Raw genomic sequence first — 19,435 nt, forward strand, 5'->3', positions numbered from 1 at the left:
GAACAGCGATTATGCTGCTTTCGCCACCGTCTCTGCTTCCGGGCGTTTCAGCACCGCGTAAGAGAGACCCGCAACCAGCGTACCGACAACAATCGCCATCAGGTAACCCAGAACCGGGGTGATTGCGCCTGGGATGAGCAGGACAAACAGACCGCCGTGCGGGGCCATCAGCTTCGCACCGACCGCCATCGACATTGCGCCGGTTACCGCGCCTCCGACGATACAGCAAGGCAGAACGCGCATCGGGTCACGGGCAGCAAACGGAATCGCACCTTCGGTAATGAAGCACAGACCGAGCACCAGAGCGGCTTTGCCCCCTTCCTGCTGCGCTTTATCGAACTTACGACGTGCCACAATCGTTGCCAGACCAAGCGCCAGCGGTGGCACCATACCTGCCGCCATAATCGCCGCCATCGGCGCATAAGTTTGCGTACTCAGCAGCCCGACGCCAAACGCGTATGCCGCTTTGTTCACCGGGCCACCCATATCGGTACACATCATCGCACCCAGGATTGCGCCGAGCAGAACCGCGTTCGCCGTACCCATGGTTTGCAGCCAGTGCGTCAGACCCGCGAGGATGCCAGAAACCGGTTTACCAATCAGATAAATCATCGCCAGACCGACAATCAGGCTGGAAAACAGCGGGATTATCAGAATCGGTTTCAGCGCTTCCATGCTAGGTGGAAGCTTCACTTTGGTGCTGATCATTTTCGCGACGTAACCGGCAAGGAAACCAGCGATGATACCGCCGATAAAGCCTGCCCCGGTGCTGACTGCCAACATACCGCCGATAAGACCTGGGGTCAGGCCCGGACGGTCCGCGATGGAGAAGGCAATATAACCGGCTAACACCGGAACCATCAGCGCGAAGGCTGAACCGCCGCCGATTTGCATCAACGCCGCCGCCAGCGTGCCCTCTTCTTTGAACGCGGTAATGCCGAACGCGAAGGAAAGCGCGATACACAGACCGCCCGCGACCACCATTGGCAGCATGTAAGATACGCCGGTCAGCAGATGGCTGTACGCCCCGCCGCCTTTCTTCTTACCTTCCTGTGCCGACTGCACGTTGCCATTCAGCAGATACGGTTCGGCTTCAACCACCGCTTTATCCAGTTCCTGAGCCGTTTTTTTCAGCGCCAGGCCGGTTGAAGTCCGATACATCGGTTTGCCGGCAAATTTCGCCAGGTCCACTTCGATATCTGCCGCGACGATAACCAAGTCGGCTTCCGCCACTTCTTCCGGAGTAATTGCATTGCCCGCCCCAACGGATCCGCGGGTTTCAACTTTCACCCACCAGCCGCGTTTTTTGGCTTCCGTTTCAATGGCTTCTGCCGCCATAAAGGTGTGTGCCACACCGGTCGGGCAAGCCGTGACGGCCACAATGCGTTTGGCGCCATTTTTCGCCACTGGCGCAATCGCCGCAGGCGTCACGTATGGCGCTGCATGAGATTTAGCTTCGCTCAGGAATAGCTCTGGGTGTGCCACCGCGCGATTCACATCGCCGAGGTAAACCTGTTTGCCGTTCAGCGCGCTGTCCGCTGGTAATACAGAACCCAGCACAATCGCCAGCTCAGCGTCGTTCGGGTTGTCGATAATGTCTAAATGGGCTTTTTGGGCCGCCGCACTCAGAAGGGTTTTCGCCATATAGGCGCGCGCCTGTCCGAGTCCGGAATCGATAATCAGCAGCGTTTTCATTATGCCTCTCCTGCTGTCAATTGAAGGGTTGTAAGTCAACGCGCGCCATCATCGCGGCCAACTGGGTACGATCGGTAATCCCTACGTTACTCTGGCTGACGGCCAGTGCAGCAACGGCTGTCGCCAGGCGTAACGTATGTTCACTGGATTCGCGCATCAGAAGGCCGTAAATCAGGCCACCCACCATCGAATCCCCGGCACCAACGGTGCTCACCACCTCTACGGACGGCGGTTTTGCAATCCACTCACCGGATGCGTTGACCCACAGCGCGCCTTCAGCACCCAATGAAATCACCACATGAGCAATGCCCTGCTCGCGCAGTGCGTGCGCAGCTTCAATCACGTCTTTCATTTCTGGCAGTTTGCGACCGGCCCAGATTTCCAGCTCGCGACGGTTTGGTTTAACCAGCCACGGTGCGGCTTTCAGACCGGCCACCAGCGCTTCACGACTGCTGTCGAAAATGATACACGGACACTGGCTGCGCAGGCGCGTCATCCAGTCAGTGAAGGCTTCCGGGCTAACACCCGCAGGCAGACTGCCGCTGACGCACACCATGTCGAACTGACCCAGCCAGCTCAGGGAATCATTCACGAAACGTTCCCAGTCGCCTGCCGTGACGTCGAAACCGGAGAAGTTAAAGTCGGTCACTTCCCCGTCTTTTTCTGTCAGTTTAACGTTAATACGGGTACGGCCCTGAACCACCTGGAAGCGGTTGGCGATACCGAGTTCGCTGAACAGCTGCTGGAAGCCATCCTGGTTGTCTTTACCCAGGAAACCGCCGACGGTCACATCAATGCCGAGATCTTTCAGGACCTTCGCAACGTTAATGCCCTTACCCGCCGCATGCAGACCGGTGGTGCGCACCAGGTTCACTTCGCCGCGTTCAACTTCCGGGGTAAACCCTACGAGATCGTAGGCCGGATTGAGGGTGATTGTGGCAACACGTCTGCTCATTACGCGCCCTCCCCAAGACCGGAAGCGATGGCTTCGCCAATGGCATTCAGTGCCACCTGCGCATCATCACCCTGGGCGGTAAAGCGCAGGCGATGGCCTTTTTTCACGCCAAGCGCCACGACTTTCATCAGGCTGCGACCGTTAGCCGGTTTTCCGCTGCCGTCGAGATTGGTGACGGTAATGTCACTGCTAAATTGTTTGATAGTGTTCACCAACATGGTTCCTGGACGCGCGTGGAGTCCGTGTTCATTGCGGACAACAAATTCCGCACTCAGTACATCTTCTGCCGGAGAATCGTCGCTGGTCAGCAGCGCTAACAGCGTTGCGGCATCGGCGTTCAGCAGGCGTTCAGCTTTGTTGTCGAGCAGCAATGCGCTCAGACGACTCAACACCGCAGTTGGCTGTTCATCGGCCATGGCAACGGTCACCAGCAGCGCGGCAGAGTGCCCATCAACGGTAAACGGCGCTTTAGCCCGGCTCACCGCAACGGCGCTTTTCAGGTTGCCTTCAGCACTGTCGTTCAGCCAGATGCCCTGCCCCAGATTCAGCGGCTGGTCATTAATGACATGTGCGATAAACCCGGCATCAGCGGCACCCGCTTCTTTCAGACGCGCAGCATTCAGCGCCTGCAACGTCACCAGGCTGCTCGCATCGACGTCCAGCGTGAGGGTGTCATTATCGAGTTTCAGCACATCACTCTGTTTTTCGCCCATCAGTAGCGCACGCAGCTCTTCCGCAGTGGTCGCGGTTTTCAGCTGTTCAGCCACGTCATCATCGCTCAACACGTGCGTCAGTTGACGCAGTAGGCCGAGGTGTTCGTCGGAGCTGGCGGCAATGCCGATTGCAACATACGCGGTCTGCCCTTCGCCCCAGGTAATGCCCTGTGGGAACTGATAAACCTGAACGCCGGTTTTCAGTACCTGATCGCGGGTGTCGGTGGTGCCATGAGGGATGGCGATACCGTTGCCAAGAAACGTTGAGGTCTGCTGCTCGCGAGCCAGCATTCCATCGACGTAACCGTTCGCAACGTTACCGGCGCTGACCAGAGCTGACGCTATCTGGCGAATCGCCTCTTCTTTATTACCGGCCTGCTGACCGGGATGAATATCCTGAGCTGATAACTGGAACATGGTTCTCCTCTCTCGCTGAATTGAATCGTTTCAGCTAACTTGAGAAAAAATACATCATCTTGCTTCTGGTAAGATGAAAAGATGACGCTGAAACGTTTCAATGAGTCTGTGTCAGACTTGTACAATGCGCAAGGAAAGTTTATTTCTGGATGTCGGAATTTAGAGCTACTGCACATTTTGTTATCATTCTCGCCACATTTGCTGAAGCTATCCCGCTTCGTCAGCTATTGCGTTCAGCAGCGTCAGCCAAGAGCGATTCTTATTATGAAATGCCATTTTGATTTTTTGTGCATTCGTTGACGCACCCACTGTTTATTTTCTGACAGCCAGCGTAAACTTCGGCCTCTTCCTGTTTTTTGATAACCCAAAATGTCTAATACGACCGTTGCTACCCCGCGCCGGGGATTTGATCTGACCTCATCCGCCTTCCTTCTGGTCGCGTTTCTGACGGGCATTGCTGGCGCACTGCAGACGCCAACCCTGAGCCTGTTTCTGACCAATGAAGTCCACGTCCGCCCGGCGATGGTCGGCTTTTTCTTTACCGGCAGTGCGGTGATTGGCATCCTGGTGAGTCAATTTCTCGCCGGTCGTTCGGACCGTCAGGGCGATCGTAAGTCACTGATTGTCTTTTGCTGTTTGCTCGGGATGATGGCCTGTGTGCTGTTCGCATGGAATCGCAACTACTTCATTCTGCTGTTTGTTGGCGTATTCCTTAGCAGCTTCGGCTCGACGTCCAACCCGCAGATGTTTGCCCTTGCGCGTGAACACGCCGATAAAACCGGCCGAGAGGCGGTGATGTTCAGCTCTATTCTCCGGGCGCAGGTTTCACTGGCGTGGGTGATTGGCCCTCCCGTGGCCTATGCACTGGCGATGGGTTTTGGTTTTACCACCATGTACTTGTCCGCTGCAGTGGCTTATGTGATTTGTGGTGCGGTTGTCTGGATGCTGTTGCCCAGCATGCGCAAAGTGCGCCCGGCCGCGGGCACGCGCATTGAAGCGCCGCGCACCAACCGCCGAGACGCCCTGCTGCTGTTCGTCATCTGTACAATGATGTGGGGCACTAACAGCCTGTACATCATTAATATGCCGCTGTTCATTATTGATGAACTGCATCTGCCGGAGAAACTCGCCGGGCTGATGATGGGCACTGCCGCTGGGCTGGAAATCCCGACGATGTTGATTGCGGGCTATTACGCCAAACGATTCGGTAAGCGTTTTCTGATGCGCGTAGCGGTAGTGGCGGGGATATTTTTCTACATCGGGATGCTGACCGTTCACTCCCCTGGACTGCTGCTGGCGATGCAACTGCTGAACGCCATTTATATCGGTATTCTCGCAGGGATTGGCATGCTCTATTTTCAGGATTTGATGCCCGGTCAGGCTGGTGCGGCGACAACGCTGTACAGCAATACCACGCGCGTCGGCTGGATTATTGCCGGCTCAATGGCGGGCATAGTGGCTGAAATCTGGAGCTATCATGCGGTGTTCTGGATTGCGCTAGGGATGTGCATCATCACCACCTTCGGCTTATGGCGCATCAAAGACGTTTAGGGCGCGGTTAACGCTTCCAGATGAATAAGAAACGTCATCGCCTGCTGTGACGTTGCACCACACATTTCTGCGGAAGGCTTTAGCCCGGCGCACACTTTCGGACGCAGCGGCGAGCCAAAGATTTTGCAGCGCTGCCGCTCATCTAACTGAATACAGGGCGTGTTAGCAGGCTTGCCGTGTGGCATTCCCGGGATTGGGCTGGAAATCGAAGGCGCGGTACAACACGCGCCACAGTCCGGTCGGCAATCCATCTTTCACTCTCTCATTTATCTGGAAACGCACCTTATCACCTTTTCACAAAACCAGCGAATTCCACTTGCCTGAAAGCCGCGGCACGAGTACTTTTACGCGATATTTTAGACTTCCCTGAAACAGGATTATTGCAATGCCAAGAGCGAATGAAATCAAAAAAGGTATGGTGCTGAATTACAACGGCAAACTGCTGATTGTAAAAAATATTGATATTCAGTCACCGAGCGCCCGTGGCGCAGCAACGCTATACAAAATGCGCTTTGCCGATGTGCGTACCGGCACCAAGGTTGAAGAGCGTTTTAAAGGCGACGATATTGTCGATACCGTGACCCTGACTCGCCGTTTCGTTGACTTCTCTTACATCGACGGCAACGAATACGTGTTCATGGATAAAGAAGACTACACGCCGTACACCTTCAACAAAGATCAGATTGAAGAAGAGGTTCAGTTTATTCCAGAAGCTGGAATGCCGGACATGCAAGTCCTGCTGTGGGACAGCCAGCTGCTGGGCCTTGAGCTGCCGCAGACCGTTGATCTGGAAATTGTGGAAACCGCACCGGGCATCAAAGGTGCATCCGCCAGCTCCCGTACAAAACCCGCGACGCTGATCACCGGCCTGGTTATTCAGGTGCCTGAATACCTGACTACCGGCGAGAAAATCCGCATTCATATCGAAGAATGCCGCTATATGGGCCGCGCTGATTAATTCTTTATAAGACATGTCAGCCGGAACGAAAAAGGCCGCTCAACTGAGCGGCCTTTATTATGCTTCTTCGCGCGTCAGTCGCGATTACAGCAGTTCTGGATATTTGGTCATTTTCAGCGTCAGCTCTACGCCACGCACTTCAGCCATCCCTTTCAGGCGGCCAATTGCCGAATAACCCGGATTGGTTTTCTTCTTCAGATCGTCCAGCATCTGATGCCCGTGGTCCGGACGGAACGGGATCGGACGCACGTCGCCCGCTTTCTTTCGGCGTAACTCTTCAGACAGAATAGCGTCAACCACCGCCACCATATTCACATCACCGTTCAGATGCGAACCCTCATGGAAGGTTTTCGGATTGCTTTCACGACATGTCGCACGCAGATGGGTGAAGTGAATGCGGTCACCGAAGATTTCAATCATTTTGACCAGGTCGTTGTCGGCGCGCACGCCATACGAACCGGTACACATGGTGAAACCGTTATAAATACTGTCGACGGTCTCTTTCAACCACTGCATATCTTCGATGGTCGAAACGATACGCGGCAGGCCGAGAATTGGACGTGGTGGATCGTCCGGATGTACTGCCAGGCGCACGCCTGCTTCTTCTGCCACGGGAACGATAGCGCGCAGGAACACCGCCATGTTTTCACGCAGGTTGTCTTTGCTGATGTGATCGTACTCAGACAGACGGTTGCGGAACTGGTCCAGGGTGTAACCCTCTTCCGCGCCCGGCAGGCCAGCAATGATATTACGCGTCAATTTTTCGACTTCTGCCGCGCTCATCGCATGGAAATAGTCTTTCGCCTGCAGCTGCTCTTCCGCGCTGTAATCCGCTTCTGCGCCAGGGCGCTTGAGGATGTGCAGCTCGAATGCCGCAAAGGCGATCTGGTCGAAACGAAGCGCCTTCGAACCGTCCGGCAGGGTGTATTCGAGATCGGTACGGGTCCAGTCGAGAATCGGCATGAAGTTGTAGCAAACAGTATCAATGCCGCAGGCCGCGAGGTTACGGATGCTCTGCTGGTAGTTCGCAATCCAGGTTTTGCATTCACCGGACTGGGTTTTAATGTCTTCGTGAACCGGAATACTTTCCACAACGGACCAGGTCAGCCCTTTTTCGGCTAGCAGCGCCTGACGCGCTTTAATTTCATCAACCGGCCAGACCTGACCGTTTGGAATATGGTGCAGTGCGGTTACAACGCCGGTGGCGCCAGCCTGGCGCACATCATCAAGAGAAACCGGATCATTCGGTCCATACCAACGCCAGGTTTGTTCCATTGTTTCACCCTCTTAAGTTGTTATACCAATATTAGTGACGCAGATGACGACTACCATACATGTTTCTTTGAAAGGGTCAATTTCCGCCCCGACATTGATTGATCCAGCTCACATTCCCCGGATAAATACGGCACACCAATTCAATTTGCTGTCATATAACTTTACACTGGCTGTTGTTAATTAATGGTTAAGCAGGTGTTTATACAATGAAGACGATCGCCACCGCCACGCTGCCCGATAACGTGCAGTTGCCTCAGTATGACCGGCAACAACTCCGCTCGCGGATTGTCCACTTCGGCTTTGGCGCATTTCATCGCGCTCACCAGGCGCTACTAACAGACCGGGTGCTGAACGCCCAAGGCGGTGACTGGGGATTGTGTGAGATAAGCTTGTTCAGCGGCGATGTGCTTATGAGCCAGTTGCGCGCCCAGGACCATCTTTATACCGTGCTGGAGAAAGGTGAGAACGGTAATCAGCCGATCGTTATCGGCGCGGTGAATGAATGCCTGAACGCAAAACTCGATTCTCTGGCAGCGATCATTGAGAAATTCTGTGAACCGCAGGTGGCGATTGTTTCCCTGACTATTACCGAAAAAGGCTACTGCATCGACCCGGCCACCGGTCGTCTGGACGTGGCGCAACCGCGGATCATTCACGATCTGGAGAATCCGTCTGAACCACATTCCGCTCCGGGCATTCTGGTCGAAGCCCTGCACCGTCGCCGCGAGCGCGGGCTGGCGCCGTTCACCGTGCTCTCCTGCGATAATATTCCGGACAACGGTCACGTGGTAAAAAACGCGGTGCTGGGCATGGCCAACAAGCGCTCACCAGAGCTGGCGCAGTGGATAACTGAACACGTTAGCTTCCCGGGTACCATGGTCGATCGCATCGTTCCGGCGGCGACGGAAGAGTCGTTGGCAGAAATTGAAGCGGCGATTGGGGTTAACGATCCGTGTGCCATCAGTTCTGAACCCTTCATCCAGTGGGTGGTAGAAGACCATTTTGTCGCGGGACGTCCTGATTGGGAAATTGCGGGCGTGCAGCTTGTGAATGACGTGCTGCCGTGGGAACAGATGAAACTGCGGATGCTGAACGGCAGCCACTCTTTCCTCGCCTACCTCGGCTATCTGGCAGGCTACGAGCACATCAGCGATTGTATACAGGACGCTGATTTTCGCCGTGCGGCACTGCGTTTGATGATGCATGAACAGGCACCTACGCTGCGCATTGTCGGCGTGGACTTGCAGGATTACGCCAATAGCCTGATCGACCGCTTCACCAATCCGGCGTTAAAACACCGCACCTGGCAAATCGCGATGGATGGCAGCCAGAAATTGCCGCAGCGCATGCTGGAAGGCATTCGCCTACACCTGCAACGTGAAAGTGACTGGCCACTGCTGGCGCTCGGCGTGGCAGGCTGGATGCGCTACGTCAGTGGAACAGATGAGCGCGGGAATGCCATTGATGTTCGTGACCCGCTGGTCGAAAAAATTCAGTCTATCGTCGCCAGTAGCAATGAAAATGATCGCGTGACCGCCCTGCTCACACTGAGCGAAATTTTCGGCACCGACCTGCCGCAAAATACGGCGTTCGTAAGTCAAATTCAGCAGGCATGGCACCGACTAACAACCGAAGGCGCACGTCAGGCAATCATATCTACCCTGAATCTTTAACAGATCCTGCTATTTAGTGGACAGATGCTTTGTCTGTCCGCCTTAAGTCTTCTCTTTTACCTCATTTTTCGCCAGGATATTGCACACCTGTTACTTTATTACAGATGTTTATTCTGGAGCCAACGTGACGCTTACGAACCTGATTACCGGCTTTCTCGGCAGCGGTAAAACGACCTCCATTCTCCATTTATTGGCGCATAAACCGGCTGATGAAAAGTGGGCGGTGCTGGTCAATGAATTCGGCGAAGTCGGTATCGACGGTGCGCTGCTGGCTGACAGCGGGGCACTACTTAAAGAGATCCCCGGCGGCTGCATGTGCTGCGTCAACGGGCTGCCGATGCAGGTAGGGCTCAACACGCTGCTGCGTCAGGGCAAACCGGATCGCCTGTTGATTGAACCGACCGGTCTCGGCCATCCGAAGCAAATTCTTGATATTCTCACCGCGCCCGTTTATGAGCCGTGGATCGATTTGCGCGCTACGCTGTGCGTGCTTGATCCGCGTCAGCTGCTCGATGAAAAAGCGGTAGCCAATGAGAACTTCCGCGATCAGCTCGCGGCGGCAGATATCATTGTGGCGAACAAAAGCGATCGCACAACGCCGGAAAGCCAACAAGCGTTCAATACCTGGTGGCAGACCTACGGCGGCGAGCGCAAATATGTACAGACCAGCCAGGGCGTAATCGACGGCGCATTGTTAGATTTACCGCGCAGAAATCTGGTCGCACTGCCACAGAGCGCTGCGCATTCGCACAGTCATGCCTCAAATAAAGGTCTGGCGGCATTAAATCTGCCTGAGCATCAGCGCTGGCGTCGCAGCATTAACAGCGGTCAGGGCCATCAGGCCTGTGGCTGGATTTTTGATGCTGAAACTCAGTTTGATACCATCGGCCTGCTGGAATGGGCACGTCTGGCGCCGGTTTCTCGGGTGAAAGGCGTGATGCGTATTGCGGAAGGATTAGTCCGTATTAATCGTCAGGGTGCTGACCTGCAAATTGAAACCCAGTCCGTTGCTCCGCCCGACAGCCGCATCGAGCTTATCAATGACAGCGAGACTGACTGGAATGCACTACAGTCTACCTTGTTGAAGCTTCGTTTAAGTTAACGTCGGTATGTTGCGCATGTTTTACCTGCCTTGAAGACTATGTTATGAAAACTCGAATTCCCCTTATATTACTGCTGAACATCGCCGGTCTGGCTCTCTTTATGAGCTGGTTTTTACCCGCTAATCACGGATTCTGGTTCCCACTGGACTCCGGTATTTTCCACTTCTTTAATCAGGGTCTCGCCGACAGTCACATTTATGTGTGGTTCCTCGCCATCACCAATAATCGGGCCTTTGATGCCTGTTCGCTACTGGCCATGGGTTGCCTGATGCTCAGCTTCTGGCGGAAAGAAGCGCCACAGGGTCGCCGTAAAATTATTATTATTGGCCTGGTGATGCTCCTGGCGGCAGTCGTGGTTAACCAACTCGCCCAACATTTAATGCCGGTAAAACGCGCCAGCCCGTCGTTATTTTTCCCTGACAGTTATCGGGTCAGTTCCCTGCTGCATATTTCGACTAAAGATGCATCAAAGGACAGTTTCCCTGGCGATCACGGGATGATGCTGCTGATATTCTCCACCTTCATGTGGCGATATTTTGGCCGTAAAACAGGTGCCATAGCCCTGATTATTTTTGTGGTTTTCGCTTTCCCACGCGTAATGATTGGTGCTCACTGGTTCACCGATATTGCCGTCGGTTCACTGACAGCGGTCCTGATTGGCATGCCGTGGATCCTGCTCACATCGCTCAGCGATAAAACAATTGCCCTATTTGATCGCCATTTGCCAGGGGCGAATAACAAAAATAAAACAAGTTCCTAACTAAAATGAGTCATCATCAGGGATCGTTTTCAATCCCTGATGATGGCCTGAATAAAAAACAGTCAACCTCATCATTTTCCTGTCGTCAGATTTTGCTTAAAAATGAGTTAATTGCCTATTTAACGTGCATCTTCCCCACTATTTTTCGCCTTAACAAAATCCTCTCTTTGCCTATCATAATTTCTTATTAAAAAACCCGTAAAAGCGCTAGCCAGCCTGGTTTTGATAGGGTAATCTCAATCTCGTTTTGTCTTTCCAGAGATAAATAATTCAGGAAGTGAATAAATTTGTGCAGTACTGCACACTTTCACACTTCGGGAATTGTCTCATTGATGACAGGTATTTAGTCTCGTCACGGTTGGCATTTTTATAACGGTTTTTATCGTTAAGGACTTCAAGGGAAAATAAATCACATGGTCAAATCTCAACCAATTTTGAGATACATCCTGCGGGCAATACCCGCGGTAGCAGTTGCGGTCCTGCTTTCTGCATGTAGTACGACAAACACCGCAAAGAATATGCATTCTGAGACGCATGCTGTGGGTAACGAAGATCCTTCGTCACTGCAAGCCTCTCAGGATGAATTTGAATCCATGGTGCGTAATCTTGATGTTAAGACTCGCCTGATGGATCAGTACGCCAGCTGGAAAGGTGTACGCTACCGTCTGGGTGGCGAAACGAAACGCGGTATCGATTGTTCCGCCTTCGTCCAGCGTACCTTCCGTGAACAATTTGGTATGGATCTGCCCCGCTCTACTTACGAGCAGCAGGAAATGGGCAAGTCGATTAAACGCACTCAACTGCGTACCGGTGATTTAGTGCTGTTCCGCGCCGGCTCGACGGGTCGCCATGTTGGCATTTACATTGGCAACAACCAGTTCGTTCATGCATCCACCAGCAGTGGTGTGACGATCTCAAACATGAGTGAGCCGTACTGGAACAAGCGCTATAACGAAGCGCGACGTGTCCTGAGCCGTTCCTGATGTTCTTCTTGCTGTCGGTTTTCCCTTGGCTGACAGCGAGAATCAGAAAAAAGCACTGCTAAGCAGTGCTTTTTTTTTCTTCTTCCGTCTCGGCCTGCCAGGATGGCTAAATAGACTATGCTGGAAAGACGCTGCCCTGCGTCACAACGCATTGAATTACCGTTTCAAATATTACGGATAAAGAAAGCTATGTTCACGCGTTACTTCTCGCTCGGCCGCAAGATCCTCTTATCCAGTCTGTTACTGGGTGTGGTGATTGCTTTACTGGCTGGCAGTGCGCAGTTAATGATTTTCCATCATAAACGTGCTGAACAATTCGATATCATCATTCACGATTTGCAGAAATACCTGAACGGCTATTTTGGCGAATTGCTGAATACGGTTGATAAGCTTCAGCCGCTGGCCCTGAGCCGCTGCACGGACGTTGCGCCCGAGCTGACATCCCGAGCCGCCTTTAGCCTCAACGTCCGCGCCTTTCTGTTGGTGAACAATAATAACGCCACCTGCTCTTCAGCAACCGGCGAAATGAACGTGCCAATGAAGCAGCTAGTACCGCAGGTGGATTTCACTAAATCTTTGGATATCGAAATCCTTCCCGGCACACCGATGCTACCGCAGCGCCCCGCGTTTGCCCTGTGGGTGCGCAGTCCGCTACTGGAAAATCGCGGCGTTTTCACCTCGATTAACGCCAGCCTGATGCCGTGGATCCTCTACTCCTCACGCCAGAATCAGTTCAGTGGCATTTCGATAATCACCAATAACACCGCTATTTCTACCTTCAGCCCGCATCCGTTGTTGGTCAGTGAGCTGAAAGGCACGCCGATTCGCAGCGCACAAATCAACAATCTGCCGCTGACGGTCAACGTCTATGGCGAAGTGTGGGCCGCCGAGAATCTGCAGTATTCGCTGCTAATGGGCGTGATGTGTGGCCTACTTTCCGGTCTGCTTTGCTATTACGTACTCACCATCCGTTTGCGCCCAGGCAGGGAAATTACTACCGCCATTAAGCGTAACCAGTTCTCGGTGGTCTATCAGCCCGTGGTTGATGCCGAGGATATGCAGATTCGCGGAGTGGAAGTATTAATGCGCTGGAATCACCCTGCTGCGGGTGAAATTCCTCCCGATGCGTTCATCAGCTTCGCCGAAGCCCAGCAGCTTATTGTGCCGCTGACCCGTCATCTTTTTCAGCTGATAGCCAAAGATGCGCCGATGTTGCAACGCATACTCCCGCCGGGCGCGAAGCTTGGGATCAACATCGCCCCGGCCCATTTGCTGGCAGACAGTTTCCAGCAGGATCTGCGGGATCTCAGCGCCATGCTGCCGCCGAACTACTTCCAGCTGGTGCTGGAAATCACTGAGCGCGACATGCTCAATCAGCGCCAGGCAATGAAGCTGTTTGAATGGCTGCATCATGAAGGTTATGAAATTGCGATCGATGATTTCGGCACCGGGCACAGCGCGCTTATCTATTTGGAACGTTACTCCTTCGATTACTTGAAAATCGATCGCGGCTTTATCAACGCCATCGGCACCGAAACGGTAACCTCCCCGGTTCTGGACGCCGTGTTATCGCTGGCCAAAAAAATGAATCTGGTCACCGTGGCAGAAGGCGTGGAAACGCAGGAACAGGCGAAATGGCTGCGCGAACACGGCGTCAACTTCCTGCAAGGATACTGGGTAAGCCGCCCGCTGACGCTAGAAAAGCTGCTTGAAGCCCATACAAAACCAGAGAATTATTTCACAACGGTCTGAGCGTCACTTATGATTCAACAAGATGAGTGAATTGCCCGAATGACCGCAGAAGGAATAAATACCGGTGATTGTTGTGCGCATGGGTTTATTGATGCTTACGCTGCTGACCCTTACGGCAGCGCAGGCGCAAACTATAAAGGAAAGCTACGCGTTCGCCGTGATTGGCGAACCGAAGTACGCCTTTAACTTTAGCCATTACGACTACGTGAATCCGGCGGCGCCGAAAGGCGGCACGGTCACGCTGTCAGCCTTGGGCACCTTCGACAACTTCAACCGTTTTGCGCTGCGCGGTAATGCCGCCGAACGTACCGATGCGCTGTACGACGCCCTGTTTACCACCTCCGATGACGAACCCGGGAGCTATTACCCGCTGATTGCGGATATGGCCCGCTATGCTGGCGACTTTTCCTGGGCCGAAGTGACCATCAATCCCCGCGCCCGCTTTCATGACGGTAGCAAAGTCACCGCAGAAGATGTCGCCTTCACTTTTCACAAGTTTATGACCGAGGGCGTGCCACAGTTTCGGCTAATTTACAAAGGCACCACGGTGAAAGCCATCGCGCCGCTGACCGTACGCATTGAGCTTGCGAAACCGAGCAAAGAGGACATGCTGAGCCTGTTTACGCTGCCGGTGATGCCGGAAAAATTCTGGCGTAACCATAAACTCAGCGATCCGCTCTCCACTCCGCCGCTGGCCAACGGGCCGTATAAAATTACGGCATGGAAGATGGGCCAGTACGTTGTCTATTCCCGGGTGAAAGACTATTGGGCGGCCGATTTACCGGTGAATCGCGGACGCTGGAATTTCGACACCATTCGCTACGACTATTATCTCGACGATAACGTGGCTTTCGAAGCCTTCAAGGCCGGTGCTTTTGATTTCCGCCCCGAAACCAGCCCGAAAAACTGGGCCACGCGTTACATCGGCAAAAACTTCAGCAATCATTTCATCGTCAAGGAAGAGGAGAAAAACGACTCCGCGCAGGATACCCGCTGGCTGACGTTTAATACTCAGCGTCCGGTGTTTGCCGATCGCAGCGTGCGCGAAGCCATTGGCCTGGCATTTGATTTTGAATGGATGAATAAAGCGCTGTTTTATGGAGCCTACAGCCGGACAAACAGCTATTTCCAGAACACCGAATATGCAGCGCGTGGCTACCCCGACGCCGACGAGCTGGTATTGCTGGCCCCGATGAAGAAAGAATTGCCGCCGGAAGTCTTCACCTCAATCTATTCGCCACCGAAGTCCAACGGGAACGGTTTCGACAGACAAAACTTGCTGAAAGCCGACAAACTACTGACCGACGCCGGCTGGGTGCTAAAAGGCCAGCAGCGCGTGAATCCCAAAACCGGCAAGCCACTGCAATTCGAACTGCTGCTGCCGTCAGCGGGCAACAACCAGTGGGTGATGCCGTTCCAGCACAATTTGAAGCGTCTTGGCGTGACTATGGACGTTCGTCAGGTCGATTTGTCACAACTCACCAACCGGATGCGCACTCGCGATTACGACATGATGCCGCGCCTGTGGCGAGCAATGCCGTGGCCGAGCGGCAGCGACCTGCAAATTTCCTGGTCATCGGAATACATCAACTCCAGCTATAACGGTCCCGGCGTCAGCAGCCCGGCAATTGATAATCTGATTAAACAGATGATTCACTGGGAAGGTAACAAACAGAAACTTTTGCCACTTGGGCGCGCACTGGACCGCGTGTTAACCTGGAATTACTACCAGTTGCCGATGTGGTTCATGGCCTCAGACCGTATGGCCTACTGGGATAAATTCTCGCATCCGGCGGTTCGTCCCATCTATTCTCTGGGCTTCGATAACTGGTGGTACGACGTCAATAAAGCGGCGAAACTGCCCGAAGCACGGCGTTAAGGAGCAAAGATGGGCGCTTACCTGATTCGCCGACTGTTGTTGGTTATCCCCACGCTGTGGGCCATCATTACCATCAACTTTTTCATCGTACAGATTGCCCCCGGCGGCCCTGTCGATCAGGCGATTGCAGCCATTGAATTTGGCACCAAAGGCGGTATGCCGGGCGGCGGCGCAGAAGGTATGGGCGCAACACATGCCCGTACCTGCGTGGGCAATATCAATGAAAGCCAGTATCGCGGCGGGCGGGGTCTCGACCCTGAAGTGATCGCCGAAATCACCCACCGTTATGGTTTCGACAAACCGATGCACGAGCGCTATTTCACCATGCTGTGGAACTACGTGCGTTTTGACTTCGGCGACAGCCTGTTCCGCAGCGCTTCGGTCTTACAGTTGATCAAATCAAGCCTGCCGGTTTCGATAACGCTGGGGTTATGGAGCACGCTGATAATCTACCTCGTGTCGATTCCGCTGGGCATCCGTAAAGCGGTCCATAACGGCACGCGGTTCGACACCTGGAGCAGTGCTTTCATCATCATCGGTTACGCTATTCCTGCCTTCCTGTTCGCCATCGTGCTGATTGTGCTGTTTGCGGGCGGCAGCTATTACGACCTCTTCCCGCTACGCGGGCTGGTTTCCGCCAATTTCGATACTCTGCCGTGGTATCAAAAAATCACCGATTATCTGTGGCACATTACCCTGCCGGTGCTGGCGACGGTGATTGGCGGCTTTGCTGCGCTGACGATGCTGACCAAAAACGCGTTTATGGATGAGATTCGTAAGCAGTATGTGATCACCGCGCGCGCCAAAGGAGTCAGTGAGAAAAATATCCTCTGGAAACACATCTTCCGTAACGCCATGTTGCTGGTCATCGCCGGGTTCCCGGCGACGTTTATCAGCATGTTTTTCACCGGATCGCTGCTGATTGAAGTGATGTTCTCGCTCAACGGGCTGGGCCTGCTCGGCTATGAAGCGACCGTTTCCCGCGACTATCCGGTGATGTTTGGCACGCTGTATATTTTTACCCTGATTGGCCTGCTGCTGAATATCATCAGCGATATCAGCTATACGCTGGTCGATCCGCGCATTGATTTTGAGGGCCGCTGATGCCACGTTTAAGCTCCGTCAATCAGGCCCGCTGGGCACGCTTTCGCCATAACCGCCGCGGCTACTGGTCGCTGGTGCTATTCCTGATTATTTTTGCCTGCAGCCTGTGTTCAGAACTTATCGCCAACGACAGACCGCTCGTGGTTCAGTATCACGGTGACATCTATTTTCCGGCGCTGAAAACCTACAGTGAGAAAGACTTCGGCGGGCAGTTTGCCACCGCCGCTGATTTTCAGGATCCGTGGCTGCAAAAACAATTGAGCGATCACGGCCGCGTGCTGTGGGCGCCGATTCGCTTTGGGGCCAACTCGATTAACTTTTCCACCGACCGCCCCTTCCCTGCTCCGCCATCGGCACAAAACTGGCTCGGCACTGACGCCAACGGCGGCGATGTGCTGGCTCGCATTCTTTATGGCACCCGAATTTCATTGCTGTTCGGCCTGATGCTGACGCTGTGCTCAAGCGTAATGGGCGTACTGGCGGGCGCGTTGCAGGGTTATTATGGCGGGAAAATCGATTTGTGGGGTCAGCGCTTTATCGAAGTGTGGTCCGGGATGCCGACGTTGTTTTTAATCATCCTGCTTTCCAGCGTCATTCAGCCTAATTTCTGGTGGCTGCTGGCGATAACTGTGCTGTTCGGCTGGATGACGCTGGTCGGTGTGGTTCGCGCTGAGTTTCTGCGCGCACGTAATTTTGACTACATCCGCGCCGCACACGCGCTGGGCGTCAGCGACCGCGGGATTATCTTCCGCCATATGTTGCCCAACGCGATGGTAGCGACCCTGACTTTCCTGCCGTTTATTTTGTGCAGTTCGATTACCACACTCACCTCGCTCGATTTCCTCGGCTTTGGCTTGCCGTTGGGTTCGCCTTCTCTGGGCGAACTGCTGCTCCAGGGTAAAAATAACTTACAGGCACCGTGGCTTGGGATAACCGCGTTTTTATCGGTGGCGGTGTTGCTGTCGCTGCTGATTTTCATAGGTGAAGCCGTGCGCGACGCCTTCGACCCCAGCAAGGTGGTATGAGATGACGAAACCATTATTAGAGATCGACAATCTCTCCATCGCATTCAGCGCCAGGGAAGAAACCCGCACGGTGGTGAGTGAGCTGTCGCTGAAGGTGGAAGCCGGAGAAACGCTGGCGCTGGTCGGGGAATCCGGTTCCGGCAAAAGCGTATCGGCACTGTCCGTCCTGCGCCTGCTTCCCACACCGCCAGTGAGTTATCCGACGGGCGATATCCGTTTTCACGGTGAGTCTCTGCTTCATGCCAATGAGCGCGTGCTGCGTGGGATCCGCGGGAATCGCATTGCGATGATTTTCCAGGAACCTATGGTATCGCTCAACCCGCTGCATTCTATTGAAAAACAGCTGTATGAAGTACTGTCCCTGCACCGGGGAATGCGCAAAGAGGCGGCGCGTGGCGAGATCCTCACCTGTCTGGATCGTGTTGGGATCCGCAATGCTCGCCAGCGGCTGGACCATTACCCACATCAGCTTTCCGGCGGCGAACGTCAGCGCGTGATGATTGCCATGGCGCTGCTGACGCGCCCGGAACTGTTGATTGCCGACGAGCCCACCACCGCACTGGACGTGTCCGTACAGGCGCAAATCCTGCAACTGCTACGCGAGTTGCGTCAGGAACTGAACATGGGGTTACTGTTTATCACCCATAATCTGAGCATCGTACGCAAGCTGGCGGACAACGTGGCGGTGATGCAGAACGGCCGCTGCGTGGAACAACGCGATGCCCGATCTCTGTTCCGCCAACCTGAGCATCCTTACACCATCAAACTGCTCGACAGCGAACCCGCGGGCGAACCCGTACCACTGCCGCCGGAAACCGCCCCGCTGTTGCAAGTAGAAAACCTGCAGGTCGCATTTCCCGTTCGCAAAGGCGTGTTTCGCCGGGTAATTGACGAAAATAAAGTGGTCAACAATATTAGTTTTACCCTGAATACCGGTGAAACGCTGGGTCTGGTGGGCGAATCCGGATCGGGGAAAAGCACCACCGGCCTGGCGCTACTGCGGCTTATCGCCTCGGCGGGAAATATTATGTTTGATGGGCATAAAATTCAGGACCGTTCGCGTAAGCAGATGCTGCCGCTGCGTCACCGGATCCAGGTGGTTTTTCAGGATCCGAATTCATCGCTGAATCCGCGCTTGAACGTGCTGCAAATTATCGAAGAAGGTTTGCGCGTGCATCAGCCCGCGTTGAGCAGTAACGCGCGTGAACACGAAGTGGTTCGTGTGATGAAAGAAGTGGGGCTCGACCCGGAAACCCGCTGGCGTTATCCGGCTGAATTTTCCGGCGGCCAGCGCCAACGCATCGCTATCGCCCGGGCGCTGATCCTCAAACCGCAGCTTATCGTGCTGGACGAACCGACATCATCGCTCGATCGGACCGTACAGGCGCAAATCCTCGCCCTGCTGAAATCACTTCAGCAAAAGCATCAGCTGGCCTATATCTTTATCAGCCATGACCTGCATGTGGTACGTTCGCTGTGTCATCAGGTGATTGTACTGCGTCAGGGAGAAGTGGTTGAGCAAGGCGACTGTCAGCGCGTGTTTGCCGCACCGGCGCAGGAATATACTCGCCAGCTGATTACGCTAAGCTGAC

16 protein-coding genes are annotated in these 19,435 nt (G+C 54.1%); 11 read left to right on the forward strand and 5 right to left on the reverse strand.

The features are described from left to right. Window positions 1-9: 9 nt before the first annotated feature. Genes fruA through fruB form a run of 3 tightly spaced genes read right to left on the reverse strand, consistent with a single transcriptional unit; the run spans window position 10 to window position 3,780 of the window. The gene (gene fruA, locus MUU46_RS09335) at window positions 10-1,695 is read right to left on the reverse strand and encodes a PTS fructose transporter subunit IIBC (protein ID WP_258965383.1); all 1,686 of its coding nucleotides are present in this window, start codon (window positions 1,693-1,695) and stop codon (window positions 10-12) included. Between the two features lie 16 nt (window positions 1,696-1,711). Next, on the reverse strand, window positions 1,712-2,650 hold the full coding sequence (gene fruK, locus MUU46_RS09340; RefSeq protein WP_110509390.1) for a 1-phosphofructokinase: 939 nt from the start codon (window positions 2,648-2,650) through the stop codon (window positions 1,712-1,714). Next, the gene (gene fruB, locus MUU46_RS09345; protein WP_159752872.1) at window positions 2,650-3,780 is read right to left on the reverse strand and encodes a fused PTS fructose transporter subunit IIA/HPr protein; all 1,131 of its coding nucleotides are present in this window, start codon (window positions 3,778-3,780) and stop codon (window positions 2,650-2,652) included. Before fruB ends, fruK begins: the two co-directional genes overlap by 1 nt. A 369-nt stretch (window positions 3,781-4,149) precedes the next feature. On the opposite strand from fruB, the gene setB reads away from it, so the two are divergent. Beyond that, the gene (gene setB, locus MUU46_RS09350; protein ID WP_258965384.1) at window positions 4,150-5,331 is read left to right on the forward strand and encodes a sugar efflux transporter SetB; all 1,182 of its coding nucleotides are present in this window, start codon (window positions 4,150-4,152) and stop codon (window positions 5,329-5,331) included. Here setB and MUU46_RS09355 read toward each other — a convergent pair. Next, entirely contained in the window at window positions 5,328-5,582 is a 255-nt protein-coding gene (locus MUU46_RS09355) for a YkgJ family cysteine cluster protein (RefSeq protein ID WP_258965385.1), read from the reverse strand. The two genes, setB and MUU46_RS09355, sit on opposite strands and share 4 nt — an antisense overlap. Before the next feature lie 134 nt (window positions 5,583-5,716). Between MUU46_RS09355 and yeiP the strand changes: the two genes are divergently transcribed. After that, window positions 5,717-6,289 (forward strand): elongation factor P-like protein YeiP, encoded by a 573-nt coding sequence (gene yeiP, locus MUU46_RS09360; protein WP_159752866.1) that lies wholly within the window; start codon window positions 5,717-5,719, stop codon window positions 6,287-6,289. Between the two features lie 84 nt (window positions 6,290-6,373). Here the strand turns inward: yeiP and uxuA are convergent, their stop codons facing one another. Beyond that, window positions 6,374-7,564: a mannonate dehydratase gene (uxuA, locus tag MUU46_RS09365; RefSeq protein ID WP_159752864.1), complete on the reverse strand. Its 1,191-nt coding sequence runs from the start codon at window positions 7,562-7,564 to the stop codon at window positions 6,374-6,376. A gap of 206 nt (window positions 7,565-7,770) precedes the next feature. Between uxuA and MUU46_RS09370 the strand changes: the two genes are divergently transcribed. The 9 genes from MUU46_RS09370 to yejF all read left to right on the forward strand — a co-directional run bounded on the left by MUU46_RS09370 (window position 7,771) and on the right by yejF (window position 19,434). Beyond that, window positions 7,771-9,237 carry a mannitol dehydrogenase family protein gene (locus MUU46_RS09370; RefSeq protein WP_258965386.1) on the forward strand — a complete coding sequence of 489 codons (1,467 nt, stop codon included), beginning with the start codon at window positions 7,771-7,773 and terminating at the stop codon, window positions 9,235-9,237. 124 nt (window positions 9,238-9,361) lie between these two features. After that, complete coding sequence (locus MUU46_RS09375) at window positions 9,362-10,339, forward strand: CobW family GTP-binding protein (RefSeq protein ID WP_159752860.1); 978 nt, start codon at window positions 9,362-9,364, stop codon at window positions 10,337-10,339. A 44-nt stretch (window positions 10,340-10,383) separates the two neighbouring features. After that, window positions 10,384-11,100 (forward strand): phosphatase PAP2 family protein, encoded by a 717-nt coding sequence (locus MUU46_RS09380; protein ID WP_258965387.1) that lies wholly within the window; start codon window positions 10,384-10,386, stop codon window positions 11,098-11,100. 413 nt (window positions 11,101-11,513) lie between these two features. After that, window positions 11,514-12,083, forward strand: a complete 570-nt coding sequence (gene mepS, locus MUU46_RS09385; protein ID WP_159752856.1) for a bifunctional murein DD-endopeptidase/murein LD-carboxypeptidase — start codon at window positions 11,514-11,516, stop codon at window positions 12,081-12,083. Window positions 12,084-12,272: 189 nt separating this feature from the next. Beyond that, window positions 12,273-13,835, forward strand: coding sequence for a cyclic di-3',5'-guanosine monophosphate phosphodiesterase PdeN (gene pdeN / locus MUU46_RS09390; protein ID WP_258965388.1), 1,563 nt, complete (start codon window positions 12,273-12,275; stop codon window positions 13,833-13,835). Window positions 13,836-13,902: 67 nt separating this feature from the next. Continuing rightward, window positions 13,903-15,714, forward strand: coding sequence for an extracellular solute-binding protein (locus tag MUU46_RS09395; protein WP_258965538.1), 1,812 nt, complete (start codon window positions 13,903-13,905; stop codon window positions 15,712-15,714). A gap of 9 nt (window positions 15,715-15,723) precedes the next feature. Continuing rightward, window positions 15,724-16,818 carry a microcin C ABC transporter permease YejB gene (locus MUU46_RS09400; protein ID WP_258965389.1) on the forward strand — a complete coding sequence of 365 codons (1,095 nt, stop codon included), beginning with the start codon at window positions 15,724-15,726 and terminating at the stop codon, window positions 16,816-16,818. Beyond that, on the forward strand, window positions 16,818-17,843 hold the full coding sequence (locus tag MUU46_RS09405) for a microcin C ABC transporter permease (RefSeq protein ID WP_159752850.1): 1,026 nt from the start codon (window positions 16,818-16,820) through the stop codon (window positions 17,841-17,843). The genes MUU46_RS09400 and MUU46_RS09405 overlap by 1 nt, the downstream gene beginning before the upstream one ends. Window position 17,844: 1 nt before the next feature. Then, on the forward strand, window positions 17,845-19,434 hold the full coding sequence (yejF, locus tag MUU46_RS09410; RefSeq protein WP_258965390.1) for a microcin C ABC transporter ATP-binding protein YejF: 1,590 nt from the start codon (window positions 17,845-17,847) through the stop codon (window positions 19,432-19,434). Window position 19,435 lies beyond the last annotated feature (1 nt).

The organism is Scandinavium tedordense (genome assembly GCF_024764965.1).
GTDB lineage: Bacteria > Pseudomonadota > Gammaproteobacteria > Enterobacterales > Enterobacteriaceae > Scandinavium > Scandinavium tedordense.

Excerpts from the sequence above, each read along its gene's own strand:
- fruA (WP_258965383.1), bottom strand. The coding sequence starts at position 1,695 with ATGAAAACGCTGCTGATTATCGATTCCGGACTCGGACAGGCGCGCGCC.
- fruK (WP_110509390.1), bottom strand. The coding sequence starts at position 2,650 with ATGAGCAGACGTGTTGCCACAATCACCCTCAATCCGGCCTACGATCTC.
- fruB (WP_159752872.1), bottom strand. The coding sequence starts at position 3,780 with ATGTTCCAGTTATCAGCTCAGGATATTCATCCCGGTCAGCAGGCCGGT.
- setB (WP_258965384.1), top strand. The coding sequence starts at position 4,150 with ATGTCTAATACGACCGTTGCTACCCCGCGCCGGGGATTTGATCTGACC.
- MUU46_RS09355 (WP_258965385.1), bottom strand. The coding sequence starts at position 5,582 with ATGGATTGCCGACCGGACTGTGGCGCGTGTTGTACCGCGCCTTCGATT.
- yeiP (WP_159752866.1), top strand. The coding sequence starts at position 5,717 with ATGCCAAGAGCGAATGAAATCAAAAAAGGTATGGTGCTGAATTACAAC.
- uxuA (WP_159752864.1), bottom strand. The coding sequence starts at position 7,564 with ATGGAACAAACCTGGCGTTGGTATGGACCGAATGATCCGGTTTCTCTT.
- MUU46_RS09370 (WP_258965386.1), top strand. The coding sequence starts at position 7,771 with ATGAAGACGATCGCCACCGCCACGCTGCCCGATAACGTGCAGTTGCCT.
- MUU46_RS09380 (WP_258965387.1), top strand. The coding sequence starts at position 10,384 with ATGAAAACTCGAATTCCCCTTATATTACTGCTGAACATCGCCGGTCTG.
- mepS (WP_159752856.1), top strand. The coding sequence starts at position 11,514 with ATGGTCAAATCTCAACCAATTTTGAGATACATCCTGCGGGCAATACCC.
- pdeN (WP_258965388.1), top strand. The coding sequence starts at position 12,273 with ATGTTCACGCGTTACTTCTCGCTCGGCCGCAAGATCCTCTTATCCAGT.
- MUU46_RS09400 (WP_258965389.1), top strand. The coding sequence starts at position 15,724 with ATGGGCGCTTACCTGATTCGCCGACTGTTGTTGGTTATCCCCACGCTG.
- MUU46_RS09405 (WP_159752850.1), top strand. The coding sequence starts at position 16,818 with ATGCCACGTTTAAGCTCCGTCAATCAGGCCCGCTGGGCACGCTTTCGC.
- yejF (WP_258965390.1), top strand. The coding sequence starts at position 17,845 with ATGACGAAACCATTATTAGAGATCGACAATCTCTCCATCGCATTCAGC.